Annotated in this window: 12 protein-coding genes; 10 read left to right on the top strand and 2 right to left on the bottom strand. The window is 58.5% G+C overall.

Annotation, left to right across the window (positions count from 1 at the left end; all coding sequences use genetic code 11):
• The first annotated feature begins 433 nt into the window (after positions 1 to 433).
• From dctP to VF694_RS06385, 6 genes are read left to right on the top strand one after another with little or no spacing between them, the layout of a single operon-like run.
• Positions 434 to 1,492, top strand: coding sequence for a TRAP transporter substrate-binding protein DctP (gene dctP, locus VF694_RS06410; protein ID WP_003803428.1), 1,059 nt, complete (start codon positions 434 to 436; stop codon positions 1,490 to 1,492).
• Between the two features lie 26 nt (positions 1,493 to 1,518).
• Entirely contained in the window at positions 1,519 to 2,040 is a 522-nt protein-coding gene (locus VF694_RS06405) for a TRAP transporter small permease subunit (RefSeq protein WP_440163948.1), read from the top strand.
• Positions 2,037 to 3,356 (top strand): TRAP transporter large permease, encoded by a 1,320-nt coding sequence (locus VF694_RS06400; RefSeq protein ID WP_003803433.1) that lies wholly within the window; start codon positions 2,037 to 2,039, stop codon positions 3,354 to 3,356. The genes VF694_RS06405 and VF694_RS06400 overlap by 4 nt, the downstream gene beginning before the upstream one ends.
• Before the next feature lie 25 nt (positions 3,357 to 3,381).
• Positions 3,382 to 4,032, top strand: coding sequence for a GntR family transcriptional regulator (locus VF694_RS06395; protein ID WP_003803434.1), 651 nt, complete (start codon positions 3,382 to 3,384; stop codon positions 4,030 to 4,032).
• A 35-nt stretch (positions 4,033 to 4,067) separates the two neighbouring features.
• Entirely contained in the window at positions 4,068 to 4,955 is an 888-nt protein-coding gene (locus VF694_RS06390; protein WP_003803436.1) for a dihydrodipicolinate synthase family protein, read from the top strand.
• Complete coding sequence (locus VF694_RS06385) at positions 4,956 to 6,440, top strand: aldehyde dehydrogenase (protein WP_003803438.1); 1,485 nt, start codon at positions 4,956 to 4,958, stop codon at positions 6,438 to 6,440. It begins immediately after the preceding gene.
• Positions 6,441 to 6,577: 137 nt separating this feature from the next.
• Here the strand turns inward: VF694_RS06385 and VF694_RS06380 are convergent, their stop codons facing one another.
• On the bottom strand, positions 6,578 to 7,555 hold the full coding sequence (locus tag VF694_RS06380; RefSeq protein WP_230406259.1) for a LysR substrate-binding domain-containing protein: 978 nt from the start codon (positions 7,553 to 7,555) through the stop codon (positions 6,578 to 6,580).
• A gap of 167 nt (positions 7,556 to 7,722) precedes the next feature.
• Between VF694_RS06380 and VF694_RS06375 the strand changes: the two genes are divergently transcribed.
• Complete coding sequence (locus VF694_RS06375) at positions 7,723 to 10,011, top strand: NADP-dependent malic enzyme (RefSeq protein ID WP_003803441.1); 2,289 nt, start codon at positions 7,723 to 7,725, stop codon at positions 10,009 to 10,011.
• A 72-nt stretch (positions 10,012 to 10,083) separates the two neighbouring features.
• Here the strand turns inward: VF694_RS06375 and VF694_RS06370 are convergent, their stop codons facing one another.
• On the bottom strand, positions 10,084 to 11,022 hold the full coding sequence (locus VF694_RS06370; protein WP_230406312.1) for a tripartite tricarboxylate transporter substrate binding protein BugE: 939 nt from the start codon (positions 11,020 to 11,022) through the stop codon (positions 10,084 to 10,086).
• A 208-nt stretch (positions 11,023 to 11,230) separates the two neighbouring features.
• Here VF694_RS06370 and VF694_RS06365 point away from each other — a divergent pair, with 208 nt between their 5' ends.
• The 3 genes from VF694_RS06365 to VF694_RS06355 are packed head-to-tail and all read left to right on the top strand — an operon-like array spanning position 11,231 to position 13,971.
• The gene (locus VF694_RS06365) at positions 11,231 to 12,127 is read left to right on the top strand and encodes an AEC family transporter (RefSeq protein ID WP_003803443.1); all 897 of its coding nucleotides are present in this window, start codon (positions 11,231 to 11,233) and stop codon (positions 12,125 to 12,127) included.
• Positions 12,128 to 12,136: 9 nt separating this feature from the next.
• The gene (locus VF694_RS06360; RefSeq protein ID WP_003803444.1) at positions 12,137 to 12,637 is read left to right on the top strand and encodes a bifunctional alanine racemase/tRNA (adenosine(37)-N6)-threonylcarbamoyltransferase complex ATPase subunit type 1 TsaE; all 501 of its coding nucleotides are present in this window, start codon (positions 12,137 to 12,139) and stop codon (positions 12,635 to 12,637) included.
• Positions 12,601 to 13,971, top strand: a complete 1,371-nt coding sequence (locus tag VF694_RS06355; protein ID WP_003803445.1) for an N-acetylmuramoyl-L-alanine amidase — start codon at positions 12,601 to 12,603, stop codon at positions 13,969 to 13,971. The genes VF694_RS06360 and VF694_RS06355 overlap by 37 nt, the downstream gene beginning before the upstream one ends.
• Positions 13,972 to 14,206: the final 235 nt, after the last annotated feature.

Here is a 14,206-nt window from a genome sequence, read left to right as displayed (position 1 = left end):
TTTCTGGTTAGGCCTTACCGCGTCTGACGGATTATCAACCACCCACGGCGCTTCATGCAGAAAAGCAGCCGCAAAGTGTATCAGCTAGACCGCAGCGACGAAAGACCCGAAACACGCAAACCCACGATCCAGTCCGTTCGCGGGCCATCGAAAAGCCCCCTCATCCGTATCCCTCCCCCGGCGCACCGCGTGCGTCGCGCCCTAGGCTCCTCGGTACACATCGACCTGCTATTTAACAAGTGGCGCAGGTCTCCCTCTCCAAGCCTCTCCGTCTGCCTGAGCCACCGGCTAGCCCTGCACAACGGTTTAGGACAAACCCCAATCTAAATATGTTGTTAATATATTTATAAAATATTAAGATGCTTTCCATGCTCTCGCCATGGCCTCAGGCCCCTGACAGAGCGGGACGATAAAAAAACCACTGGAGACAAACATGAAAACCAAACTTGGTGCATCCACGCTTGCCGGCTTGTTTTTACTGGGCGGCATGAGCCTGGCACAGGCGGCCGAAATCAGCTGGCGCGTGCCCACTTCCGTACCTGAGGGTTCTCCGTTCTACCAGAACTTTCTGGAGCGCTTTGCAAAGAATGTGAAGTTGATGACGGGTGACCGCGTTGAGATCCAACCCTTTGGGGCCGGAGTCATCGTGCCCGCCCTCAAGGTATTTGAAGCGGTAGAGACGGGTGTGGTGGAAGCGGGTCACTCCACCTCCAGCTACCTGGTCAATCAGGACCCGGCCAATGCCATTTTTGCGGGCTATCCCGGTGGTATGGGGCCCGATGCGTACCGCGTCTGGCTGTATGAAGGCGGCGGCAAGGAAAAGTTGCAGGAGCTGCGCGCCAAAAGTGGGCTGAAAACCATGATTGTGGGTTTGGGGTCCACGGAAGTCATGGCCCACTCCAACACCCCCATCCGTACCGCAGAGGACCTGAAGGGTCTGAAGTACCGCACGTCTGGCGCCTGGGCGGATGTGATGAAAGACTATTTCGGCGCCGTTCCCACGGTTGTGCCCCCTGGCGACACCTACACGCTGTTGCAGCGCAAAGGGGTAGACGCGGTGGAATGGGCCACCCCCTCCTCGAACACGCCCGAAGGTTTTCATCAGGCGGCCAAGTATATCGTCGTGCCCGGTGTACACCAGCCCACCTTCATGTGGGAAGTCGTGCTCAAGCAAGACACCTGGGACAAAGTTCCCGCCGATCTGCAACAGCTTATCGAGGCTGCCGCAGAGCTGACCACCCACCAATCGCTGGACTACTTCTATAACGCCGACATCAAGGCCATGGAAAAGTATCGTCAGGGGCGCAACGAGGTCATTACGCTGGACCCTGCCTTCATCAAACAGTTGGCCGATGCCGGTAATGACTGGGTTCACAAGAAAGCCGACGCCCAGGCACAGTCGGGCAACGACTACATGAAAAACCTGCTCGCCGACTACGATGGGTTTCTGAACCGCTGGCGCAGCGAAAGCAACTACCTGATCCGCGACTAAGTCCTACTTTCTGAAGGAGAGCTGCCATGCTGCAGCCTATTTCAAAACTGATCGACTTGATCGCCCTTGCCAGCGCCAGGCTGGCAGAACTGGCCTCAGCCATTCTGGTTACGGCCATGGTGTGGGAAGTCTTTGCACGCTACGTTCTGCATGCCCCCACGGTCTGGGCGTTCGATGTGGCCTACATGATGAACGGTGCCATTTTCCTGTTGGGCACGGCCTGGGTCATGCGCCAGAACGAACACATCAGCATTGATGTGGTTCGCAAGCACTTGCCCAAGTCCTTTGCTCGCATTTCAGACCTGGTCCTGTATCTGCTGGTGCTGTTTCCTTTGTTTGCCGTGTTGAGCAAAGTCAGCATTCACAAAGCCTGGATGGCCTGGAAGCTGAATGAGGTCGAGATGGTCAGCCCCTGGGCTCCGCTCATGTGGCCGTTTTACGCCTGCATCGCCCTGGGCCTGATCGCCTTTACCCTGCAACTGCTGGCGCATGGCGTGCGCTGTGCCGCCAAGCAAGCGGGCCCTGAGCACACGGAGGTGACGCCATGAATTTATGGGTCGCCGCACTGATGTTCCCAGCCTTGTTTCTGCTGATTTTTCAGGGCATGCCGGTAGCATTTGCCTTGATTCTGCCCGCCTTTCTGGCAGGGTGGTACGCCTTTGGCCCCATGATTTTTGACCAGATGTATGGCGCCTTGTACGGAGCGGCCACCAACCATATCCTGTCGGCCATTCCCATGTTTGTGCTGATGGGCGCCTTGCTGGAGCGTTCAGGCATTGCTGCACGCCTGTTTCGCACCATGCAGCTTTGGCTGGGCGGACTGCCTGGCGGGCTGGCCATTGCCACCATCGCCATGGCGGCTACCTTTGCCGCTGCCGCAGGCGTGGTCGGGGCGGTGGAAATCATGGTCGGGCTGATGGCCATTCCAGCCATGAAACGCTTTCGCTACAACAACTCCCTGATTGCAGGCACGATCTGCGCTGGCGGATCGTTAGGCACCATGATTCCACCCTCGGTGGTGGCGGTGGTCTATGCCTCCCTGGCCCAGGTACCGGTAGGGGAATTGTTTGCGGCCATGCTTTTTCCCGGTCTGCTGATGACTGGCATGTTTGTGGCCTATATCCTCATTGCCACCACGCTCAAGCCGGAGCTGGGCCCACGAGCCGATGACGAGGACATGCGCCGGCCTATCGGAGAAAAAATCAGTATCACCATGCGTGGTCTGGTTCCCATGATGCTGCTGATCATCGCTGTATTGGGCTCCTTGATGAAAGGCATCGCCTCCCCCACCGAGGCAGCCGCCCTGGGCGCTGCGGCTGCGGCTGTTCTGTGCATGTTCTATCGTCAGTTCAACTGGACGGTCTTTAGCGGCGCCTTGCGCATTACCGTGCGCATTACCGCCATGATCATGTTGATTGTGGCCGGGGGCACCATGTTTACCGGGGCGTTTGCTGCCAATGGCGGCGCCAGACTGGTGCAAATGCTGACCAGCGATCTGGGACTGGGCAGTACCGGTACGATCATCCTGTTTCTGGCTATTGTGTTCCTGCTGGGTTTTGTGCTGGACTGGACCGCCAACGTGCTCATTTGCGTGCCCTTGTTCCTGCCCTTTATTGTGGCAAGTGGCCTGGACCCCTTATGGTTTGGCGTGATGGTCATCGTTGTGATTCAGACCAGTTACCTGACGCCTCCCTTGGCCTCGTCGATCTTCTATCTCTTGTCGATTGCCCCGAAAGACATGAGCTACGGGCAGGTTTGCCGGGGTGTTCTGCCCTTCATTCTTGCCCAACTGCTGACCCTGCTGATAGTCGCCCTGTTCCCGGCAATTGCCACTTGGCTGCCCCAGCAAGTATCCGGCTTCTAATGCCATTTTTTATATTGGAGTCCCTGTGAGTAGCGCCCCCGCCCCCTCTTCTCGTGCCGCTGAAGTCGCCTACCAAGCGATTGAGCAGTTAATTGCCACACTCAAACTGGAGCCTGGCCAGGCCATTGTGGAAAGTGATCTGGTGGAAATGACGGGCCTGGGGCGCACCCCCTTGCGCGAAGCCCTGATGCGCATGGTGGCCTTGGGGCTGATCGAGCAGCAACCCCGCCGCGGGCTGCGCGTCAGCGAAATCCGCGTAGCAGAGCATTTAACCCTGATCGAAACGCGTCGGGTCCTGGAACGTCTGATTGTGCAAGGCGCAGCCCGCTGGGCCACCCCGGCCCAGCGCAGCACCTTGCTGGCTCACGCACAGGCTATGGTAGACGCCGCCGACGCCAAAGACATCGACGCCTACATGCTGGCAGACCAGCATCTGGATGAGGTGATCCATCAGGCTTGCCGCAACACCTTCGCTGTACAAGCCGTCACCCCCATGATCGTTCAATGCCGACGATTCTGGTATGCCTACCAATATGAAGGCGATCTGGAAGCCGGAGCGCAGGCCCATCTGACCCTGGCTCAAGGCATTCAGGACGGCGATCCCGACAAGGCCTTGCAGGGCTCGGAGACACTGATGGCCTACCTCAGTGCCTTCACCCGCAAAGTCATTGAATAACGCTATAGACCAACACCTAATAATCTGGAGACATCATGAAGCTGAACGGAATTCTCGTTCCTATCGTTACCCCCTTTGACGCCAACAACCAGTTAAATGAAGACGCGCTGGTACGTCTGGTGAACTGTTTCATTGAAGCAGGCGTGGGAGGCATCGTGGCCTGCGGAACGACGGGAGAATACTACGCCTTGAGCGCACAAGAGCGCCGCCGCGTGCTGGAAATCGTGGCGCAGACCGGCCGGGGCCGCACCACCCTGATTGCCGGCGTGAACTCCCTGTCACCGGCCGAAGCCATCAGCCGCATCCGCGAGGCAGAAGAGCTGGGCTACGAGGCGCTGATGCTCTCACCCACGCCCTACAGCCTGCCCGGACAAAATGAGGTCATCGCCTACTTCAAGGAAGTGGCCGCTGCAACCGACCTGCCGATCGTGATGTACAACTTTCCAGCCCGCATTGGCATCCAGATTGAGCTGGAGTCCGTCTACGAGCTGGCCCAGGTCAAGAACATTGTGGGTATCAAAGAGAGCAGCGGCAACTTCAGCCGGGTCGTGGCCATGGTGAACGCCAATCTTCCTGACTTTCAGGTGGTGTGCGGCTGCGACGATCAGGCAGCCGACTTCTTGTTCTGGGGCGTTCGCAGCTGGATCAGCGGCGGAGCCAACGTCTTTCCTGCGGAACAGGTACAAATGTTGAAAGCGGCCGAACGTGAAGACTGGGCCAGCGTGCGCCAGATGATGAGCGCCATGCTGCCCGCGATCGCGGCCATGGAATCCGGTAACTACAACCAGAAAGCCAAGCTGGGCTGCATCCGCCATGGCATTGATGTGGGCCAGGTTCGCTTGCCGCTGCTGCCCGTCGAGGCCGAGGAGCGCGATCAGTTTCTGGCACAACTCAACACCTTCCAACTGGCACAGGAGGCCTGAATGTCCACGCAGATAGAATCCGTCTTTGCACTGGCCCGCGCCGGCAAGCTGCATGCCTCGCACCTGATCCCCGCCCATCAGGCGGCCGGCCAGGCCCAGCTCGATAACATCAGCCCCATTGATCTAGCGGTCATTGGCAAAATCGCCTCGGGAGAGGCGGCTGACGTGCAGGCGGCGGTCAACGCGGCCCGGGCCAGCTTCGAGTCTGGCGAGTGGTCGGCACAATCTCCGGCTGAGCGCAAAAGAATCATGCTCAAGTGGGTTGCCTTGCTGGAGCAACATGCCCAGGAGCTGGCAGCGCTCGACTGTGTGGACGCCGGCAAACCCATCACAGAATGCCTGAATACCGATATGCCAGCCACCATCGACACCTTCCGCTGGTATGCAGAAACCGCCGACAAATGCTTTGGTCGCATTTCTCCAACCGGCTCCGAGGCACTGGGCCTGATTACCAAAGAGCCGATTGGTGTCGTGGCAGCCGTGCTGCCCTGGAACTTTCCCGCCCAGATGTACGCCTGGAAAGTGGCACCTGCCCTGATATGCGGTAACTCTGTAATTGTGAAGCCCTCCGAGCTGACCAGCCTGAGTGCCTATCGGATGACGCAACTGGCGCACCAGGCTGGCATTCCTGAAGGGGCGCTGATTCTGGTCACGGGCACGGGCGAACAGGTCGGTGAACCGCTCGGCCGCCACGAAGACGTGGACATCGTCTCTTTTACGGGCTCGACCGACGTGGGCCGACTGTTCCTGAAGTACTCGGCGGAAAGCAATCTGAAAGAAGTCGTGCTCGAGTGCGGCGGCAAAAGCCCGCAAGTCGTTTTTGACGATGCTGTGCTGGACGAGGCCGTGCCTTCCATTTTGGCGGCAGCCTTCTGGAACATGAGCGAGAACTGCAGCTGCGGCTCACGCTTGATTGTTCACAGCAGCCTGAAAGACGCGCTGCTGCAAAAACTCAAGCAGGGCCTGGAATCCTGGAAAGTGGGTCTGCCTACAGACCCAGAGGTCGCGATTGGTCCGATGGTCGAGCAGGCACACTTTGAAAAAGTCGCCAGCTTTCTGAAGAACCCGGGCAAAAATGCCAAATTGGTTCATGGTGGGCGGATTCACAGCGAACTGGGCAGCGGTTGGTACATCGAACCCACTATTTTCGACGGAATCACGCCGCAAGACCGCTTGTTTCAGGAAGAAGTGTTCGGCCCGGTCCTTGCCGTGAGCACTTTTGACACAGAGGAAGAAGCCATTGCACTGGCCAATGACACCCAATATGGCCTGGCCGCCTCCATCTATACCCATGACGTACGTCGAGCCCAGCGCGTCTCTCGCAAGATCAAGGCTGGAACGGTCTCCATTAATGGGTTTTCCGAAGGCGATATCACGGCGCCCTTTGGAGGCTTCAAACAGTCTGGCTTTGGCGGCAAGGACAAGGGGATCGAAGCCTTGGACCAGTACCAGCAAACCAAGGTGATCTGGTACGTCAACCAATAAGTGGGTTGGAGCCGGCAAGCGGCGCCACAGCTGACCGGCCTTTCAACGCCCCCGCCCCTTGGTACGCCAGTTTGACCAGGGGCTGCGGGGGCGGCGTCCTTTCCAGGGCCGCCCTCCGCTCCCCAACATCCACGGCTTCAGTAAAAGAAGGCCCCTCGCTCCAGCGGTACCGTCTTGTCGGTACACACACGCTTGAGTTCCTGAGCAAACAGCTTGTCCACCGCACGCTGGGGCCCCGCCATCCGTGTGAACAGGGCAATGGGTGCCAAGCCCCACTCGAAGGAATAGGGCACAATCGCCACCCCCGACACCCGCACCAGTTCCTCGGCAATTTCAGTAGGCACCACCGACACGGCACGCGCATGGTTTACGATCAGCTCACCGATCAACTTGGGCGAGGATGTTTCTACGCTGGGCACCGGCTCGGGCAGGCCAGCCCGCAAAAACAGGTTCGCTACCTGCTGTCGCATCGGGGTATGACGTGGTCCCAGAATCCAGTCCAGGTCCTGCAGTTGCGCCCAGTCCAGTTTGCGGCGACCCAGACGTCCCGCCAGCTCCCGGCTGGCAATCAGCCGCGGCTGCTGACTATATAGGGCCTCATGGCGCAGCCCTTTCATATTCAGATCGGGGGAACTGCGTGCAACCACCGCATCCAAGGCATGATCGCGCAGTTGCTCCAGCAAAGTTTCTGTCAGCCCCTCAGTAATGCTGACCGACACCACCTGCCCCTGCGGACGCGTCGCCCGCAAAGCAGTGGACACCAGCTTGCCGGACACCAGTGGAATCACGCCCAAACGCAAATGAGCCTGACGCCCCCGGCTGTGGGCCTGCAAATCCAGGCTCAACAATTCCATGTCCTGGACCAGCGCCCGGGCGCGTGAAATCACAATCTGCCCCTGTGCAGTGGCCTCCATACCCCGGGAGGAACGCAGAAACAGCGACGTACCAAACACCTGCTCGACCTCGGCCAGTGCCTGGGTCACTGCAGGCTGACTCATGGCCATCAAATCCGCCACTTTGGTCAGTGAACCCAGACGTTCAATCTCGATCAGCAAGGCCAGATGGCGCAACTTGAGCCGTTGCACCAAGCGATGCGCGATATCGTTTGTTTCCAAGCCTTTACCTTCCACTATAAGCGTTTACTAATAGGGTAATAATAAGCCCTAATAGCCGCGCCAGATTAATTATCTACACTTGTTGAAAACCGGTACTGGCGTACGAGTGGCCAGACCTTCCCTGGATTTCACCAAACATCTGTTTGGCGCCTGAGCAAGAGGACACGATGAGTTCACCTGTAGATCGACAAGCCGCCCTGGACTACCACGAGTTTCCCATTCCCGGCAAAGTGACCATTGCCGCGACCAAACCCCTGGTCAGCCAACGTGATCTGGGCCTGGCCTATTCCCCTGGTGTGGCTGCCGCCTGCGAAGAAATTGTGGCCGACCCGCAAAATGCCTTCCGTTATACCGGCCGTGGCAATCTGGTCGGCGTCATCTCCAACGGTACCGCCGTGCTGGGTCTGGGAAATATTGGCGCCCTGGCCTCCAAGCCCGTGATGGAAGGCAAGGCCGTGCTGTTCAAGAAGTTTGCGGGCCTGGACGTGTTTGATATTGAGATCAATGAAACCGATCCGGACAAACTGGTTGACATCATCGCGGGTCTGGAGCCGACCTTTGGCGGCATCAACCTGGAAGACATCAAGGCACCCGAATGCTTTGAGGTCGAGCGCAAACTGCGCGAGCGCATGAACATCCCCGTCTTTCACGACGATCAGCACGGCACCGCCATTTGTGTGACAGCCGCCTTTCTGAATGGCCTGAAAGTCGTCGGCAAAGACATCAAGAAGATCAAAGTCGTCACATCGGGTGCCGGTGCGGCCGCGCTGGCCTGCCTGGATCTGATGGTGGATATGGGGCTGCCGGAAGAGAACGTCTGGGTGACTGACATTGATGGCGTGGTCTACAAAGGCCGCCCCGGTCATCAAGTGCCCGAACTGGCCCGTTTTGCCAAGGAAACCGAAGCCCGCAAGCTGGCTGATGTGATTGTAGATGCCGATGTGTTCCTGGGCCTGTCCGCCGGCGGCGTACTCAAAGCCGAAATGGTGCAGAAAATGGCAGACCGTCCTTTTGTGATGGCGCTGGCCAATCCCACACCTGAAATCCTGCCGGAGGTGGCCAAGGCCGCTCGTGACGACATTATCATGGCAACGGGTCGCTCCGACTTCCCCAACCAGGTCAATAACGTACTGTGCTTTCCTTACATCTTCCGCGGTGCGCTGGATGTGGGGGCCACCACCATTACCCGCGGCATGGAAAAAGCTGCAGCGCGTGCTATTGCCGCGCTGGCGGAAGAAGAGCAGGACGAAGCCGTGGCGGCCGCCTATGGCGGTTATGGCCTGAGCTTTGGCCCCGACTACCTGATTCCCAAGCCCTTTGACCCCCGTCTGATCGTGCGTATCGCCCCTGCCGTGGCCCAGGCTGCCATGGAAGAAGGGGTTGCGACACGCCCCATCGCAGACCTGGAAGGCTACATTGCCAAGCTGCAGCAATTTGTCTATCACTCGGGCGCCTTCATGAAGCCCGTGTTCGCCATTGCCAAGCAGTTGGTACGTGAAGGCGGCAAAGCCCGCATCGTCTTTACCGAGGGCGAGGAAGAGCGTGTGCTGCGTGCGGTGCAGGTGATCGTGGACGAAAAACTGGCTCATCCGATTCTGGTGGGCCGCCCCGCTGTCCTGCTGTCCCGCATCAAAAAATTCGGCCTGCGCCTGCGCCTGGGTGTGGACGTTGAAGTGACCAATCCAGAGTCTGACGACCGTTTCCACCAGTACTGGACGACCTACTGGGAAAAAATGTGCCGTCGCGGCATCAGCAAAGAGATGGCACGGGTGGAAATGCGCCGCCGCCTGACGCTGATCGGCGCCACCATGGTGCACCTGGGTGATGCCGATGGCATGATCTGCGGCACGATCGGCTCTTATCACAACCACTTGCGCTACATCGACGAGATGATCGGACGCAAGCCCGGTTCCAGCGTTTATGCCGCGATGAACATCCTGTTGCTGGGCGAGCGCACGGTGGCCTTGACCGACACCCATGTCAATGACGACCCCAATGCGCAGGAAATAGCGGAATACACAATTGAAGCAGCCCGCATGCTCAGCACCTTGAGCCTGGAGCCCAAAGTGGCCCTGCTGTCGCGCTCGAACTTCGGTTCGGACTCGGCCGCGTCGGGCCCCAAAATGCGCGAAGCCCTGAAGTTGATTCAGGAACAGGCCCCTGACCTGCAGGTTGATGGCGAGATGCATGCCGACTGCGCGCTGGACGAGGCCCTGCGTAGCCGCACCCTGCCCAACTCCCCACTGAAAGGCTCGGCCAACTTGCTGGTCTGCCCGAACGTGGACGCCGGCAATATCAGCTACAACCTGCTCAAAACGGCTGCCGGCAGCAACGTGGCCATCGGGCCCTTCCTGATGGGCGCCAATGCCCCAGTGCATATCCTGACTTACAGCTCAACGGTACGTCGCATCATCAATATGACCGCACTGACTGTGCTGCAGGCCAATCGCGGCTAAAGCCTCTAGGCAGAAACAAAAAACCGGCCTTTTCAGGCCGGTTTTTTGTATTGATGGAACGACAAAAAGCGCTTATTCCAGCTTGATATTGCCTTTCTTGACAACATCGTGTGCCCAGTCGTATTGCTCCTGAATTTCCTTGGCGAACTCTTCAGGCGAATTACCCGATGGCGTTGCACCCTGCTTTTCCAAGGCCGCAATGATTTCAGGCTTCTTCAACGCCTCAACAGCCGCTTGATGCAGCTTGGCGACGATCTCCGGCGGGGTGCCCTTGGGGGCCAGCAGACCATACCAGGCAGGGCTGTTCAGCTGCGGATAGCCTTCTTCGGCCAGGGTTGGCACATCTTTCAAGGCGGGCAGACGCTCGGGCCAGGCAATGGCCAAAGCACGCAGATTGCCTGCCTGAATCTGGGCCATGGACGAGGGCAGATTATCGAACATCGCATTGATCTGGCCACCCACCGCATCGGTTACCGCCGGACCTGCGCCACGATAGGGGACGTGCACAATATCGGTGCCGGTTGCCAGCTTGAAGGCCTCACCAAACAAATGCAGTACCGAGCAGGTGCCCGAGCTGCCGTAGGAGTACTTGCCAGGATTGTCTTTCAACTGCTGCACGAACTCTTTGAAGTTCTGTGCCGGAAACTTGGGATTGACTTCGATCACGTTGGGCAGGTTTGCAAAATTGCTGACCGGCACAAAATCTTTCAAGGGATCGTAGGGCAAATCATTGGGGCGGCAGGCAGGGTTCACCGCCAGGGTCGAGATAGTGGCAATGGACAAGGTATAGCCGTCCGGTTTGGCACGCGCTGCCTCGGCCGCACCGATAGCACCACCGGCGCCGCCCTTGTTTTCAACCACCATGGACTGGCCCAATACTTCGCTCATGCCTTTGGTCACAATGCGCGTCACAATGTCAGTGGAACCGCCGGGAGCAAACGGCACAATGACGCGAATCGGCTGACTGGGGTAATCGGCCTGAGCGTGCGCCACTGTTGCCGTGCCGATCATGGACAAACTTGCACAAAGGGATAGCAGCGCAAATTTCTTGGGAAACTTCTCTATCATGGGAACATCTCCTCTTTCATCTTTTTGTCGATCCTTCCCCTGGGTAAGGGGACCTAACTAATCATAGCGCAGCTCGGTCCCCTCAATACTTAATTATCGTTGCAGATACCCACCGGGGATATACCTATATCTGCTGGCATTTACCGTCATCATGGTCACAATATTCCCGCTGATCCTGCCCGACTTTTTATTGATCGCCTTGGGGGCGCTGCTGCTGCATCGCTTTCATTTCAGTCGGGAATTCTTTCTCGGTGCGGAAAAACTGGTCTATTACGTCCTGTTTCCTGCCTTGCTGTTTGATTCCATTACCCGCATCCCCCTGAACCTGAGCGATACCTGGCCCCTGTTGCTGGCAGCCGCGACCCTGATTGCCGTAGGCACGGCACTGGCCTGGCTGGCACTGCCGGTTCTCAAACCGGATCCCCTGCAACACGCCGCGCTGACCCAGTGCGCTTTTCGTTTTAATACCTATTTGGGCATGTCCCTGGCCAGCGCAATTGCCGGCCCGCCAGGGGTGGCTGTCATGGCCTTGCTGGTCGGTTTTTCTGTTCCGATGGCCAATATGGTGGCAGTCACGGTGCTGGCTCGCGGTCAACAAGGACGCATCGCCATTGAGCTGCTTAAAAACCCGCTTATTTTGTCCACCCTGGCAGCCCTGGCCTGGAACCTGGCCGGCCTGTCCGTGCCCGCGCCTGTGCAGCTCGCATTGGGCCGGCTGGGAGCGTGCGCCCTGGGTATCGGTTTGCTGTGCGTGGGTGCGACCTTGTCGCTGCAGGGTTCACGTCAGGCCAGTGCCCTGATCGGCTGGATCAGCACCGTCAAACTGCTTGCCTTGCCGGCCGCCGCACTGCTGATTGCCTGGGCCCTGGACATGAGCGCCCTGGAGCGTCAAATGCTACTGGTGTTTGCCGCCCTGCCCACCGCTTCCTCGGCTCATGTGCTGGCTGCCCGCATGGGCGCCGACAGCCGCCTGGTCGCGCTGAGCATGTCGATCGGCACTATACTAGCGGGCTTGACCATTCCACTGTGGTTATCCCTTGCTCCCTGATCTGTGCCTATGAATCCGCACTCCTTGACTGTATCCCTGCCTGACGAGGACGCCACGACCGCCCTGGCCCAGGGCCTTGCGCCGCTGCTCAGCGGTCAGGTAGCCGGTGTGCCGCCAGGCGGCCGAATCCATCTACATGGCGACCTGGGCGCCGGTAAAACCCACTTTGTGCGCGCCTTGTTGCGTGCCTGCGGCGTTACCGGCCGTATCAAAAGTCCCAGCTATGCTTTGCTTGAAAGTTATAAAGTTTCTAGCTTATACTTCTATCATCTTGATTTTTATAGATTTAGCGATCCACGAGAATGGGTCGATGCAGGTTTTCGCGATATTTTGCAAGACAATGCTGTTGTGCTGATCGAATGGCCCGAAAAAGCAGGGGATTTATTGCCCGAGCCCGATCTGGATTTACACCTGGATTATTGTGGTGACGGTCGTTTGGCCACCCTGGATGCACACAGCGCCAAAGGAACGCTATGGATTACGACACTCGCCCCCAGCCTGCAGAAGTAGCCCCAGCCGGCAAGGCCCGTCGCCGATTCGTCGCCACGGCCACGACCCTGTTCCTGCTTCCTGTCATCCCGCGACTGGCCAATGCCAGCACCATTGTGGCGGTCCGCACCTGGCCGGCCGACGAGTACACTCGCGTTACCCTGGAAATGGATAGCGAGCTCAAGGCCGAGCACTTCACACTGGAAAATCCCCACCGCATGGTGGTCGATATCCAGGGCTTGACCATGAACCGCACCATTGAAGAGCTGGTATCCAAGGTCCGCCCCAATGATCCCTACATCCGCTCCGTACGCGTGGGCCAGAACCGCCCCGACGTGGTGCGTCTGGTGCTGGATCTGAAACAAGCCGTCGCTCCGCAGATTTTCACGCTCAAGCCCGTTGGCGAATACAAGTACCGTCTGGTTCTGGACTTATATCCGCGCGTCGCGCAAGACCCTCTGCTGGCCCTGCAAATCCAGGATGACAACGATCCGCTGGCCTCCGTCCTGGAAAGCCTGGCACAAAACTCGCCCGACGCACCCGTGCCAACGGTACAGGGGCAAACACTGCCTCCGGTGGCCCGCCCGACGCCGCCACCGGTCAGCACGCCTCCCCGCTCCCCCGCTCCCGCGGCCACGCCCGGCACCCCCAATCGCCCCTTGCTGATTGCGCTGGACCCTGGCCATGGCGGCGAGGACCCAGGCGCGATCGGCCCCGGTGGAACACGGGAAAAAGATGTCGTGCTGAACATCGCTCGACGGCTGAAACGCTTGATCGATGCCCAGCCAAATATGCGCACGTACCTGACCCGCGACTCGGATTTCTTCGTGCCGCTGCAGGTGCGAGTACAGAAAGCGCGGCGGGTCAAGGCAGACCTGTTCATCAGTATTCATGCTGACGCCTGGATCAAACCCAGTGCCCGTGGCTCGTCCATTTACGCCCTGTCCCAGAACGGCGCGACCAGTTCGGCCGCCCGCTGGCTGGCCAAGAAAGAAAACGATGCCGACTTGATCGGTGGACTGAATCTGGGCTCCCACAACCGTCAGGTCGCCCAGATTCTGCTGGACTTGTCCACGGCAGCCCAGATTAACGACTCCGTCAAAGTGGGTTCACGATTGCTAAGTGAGATCGGCAAGATCAATCGTCTGCATAAACGCAATGTTGAGCGGGCGGGTTTTGCGGTGCTCAAGGCACCGGACATCCCATCCATCCTGATCGAGACTGCGTTTATCAGTAATCCTGAAGAAGAACGCCTGTTACGAAGCGCTTCCCATCAGGACAAAATTGCCCAGGCCATTCTGACCGGTATCCGGGGGTATTTTGCCGAATTCCCCGCACTGGCCAGCCGGAGCTAAACCCGACAGCCCCTGCCCAAAAAAGCGCACCAGTTTTCTGCTGCGCTTTTTTTTGATCTTTGGCAATGGCTGCCGGCTTAACGCCGTTTCACCGCCCTCCTTACCCGCTACACTATCCTTATTCCTGTTTACGGCGCTTTTGCGTGAGCACACCTTAAGCGACACACCTCTCCAAGAGATAGTCGATGAGGCAAATCCAGTCTCCTTCTACTTTTTTGCGCCGTCCCAACCAGGC

This window comes from Alcaligenes sp. Lyrl_28, from assembly GCF_051948705.1.
GTDB lineage: Bacteria > Pseudomonadota > Gammaproteobacteria > Burkholderiales > Burkholderiaceae_B > Alcaligenes > Alcaligenes ammonioxydans.
Note: the sequence above shows the minus strand (reverse complement) of the source record. Positions and strands in the feature narration are given on the sequence as shown.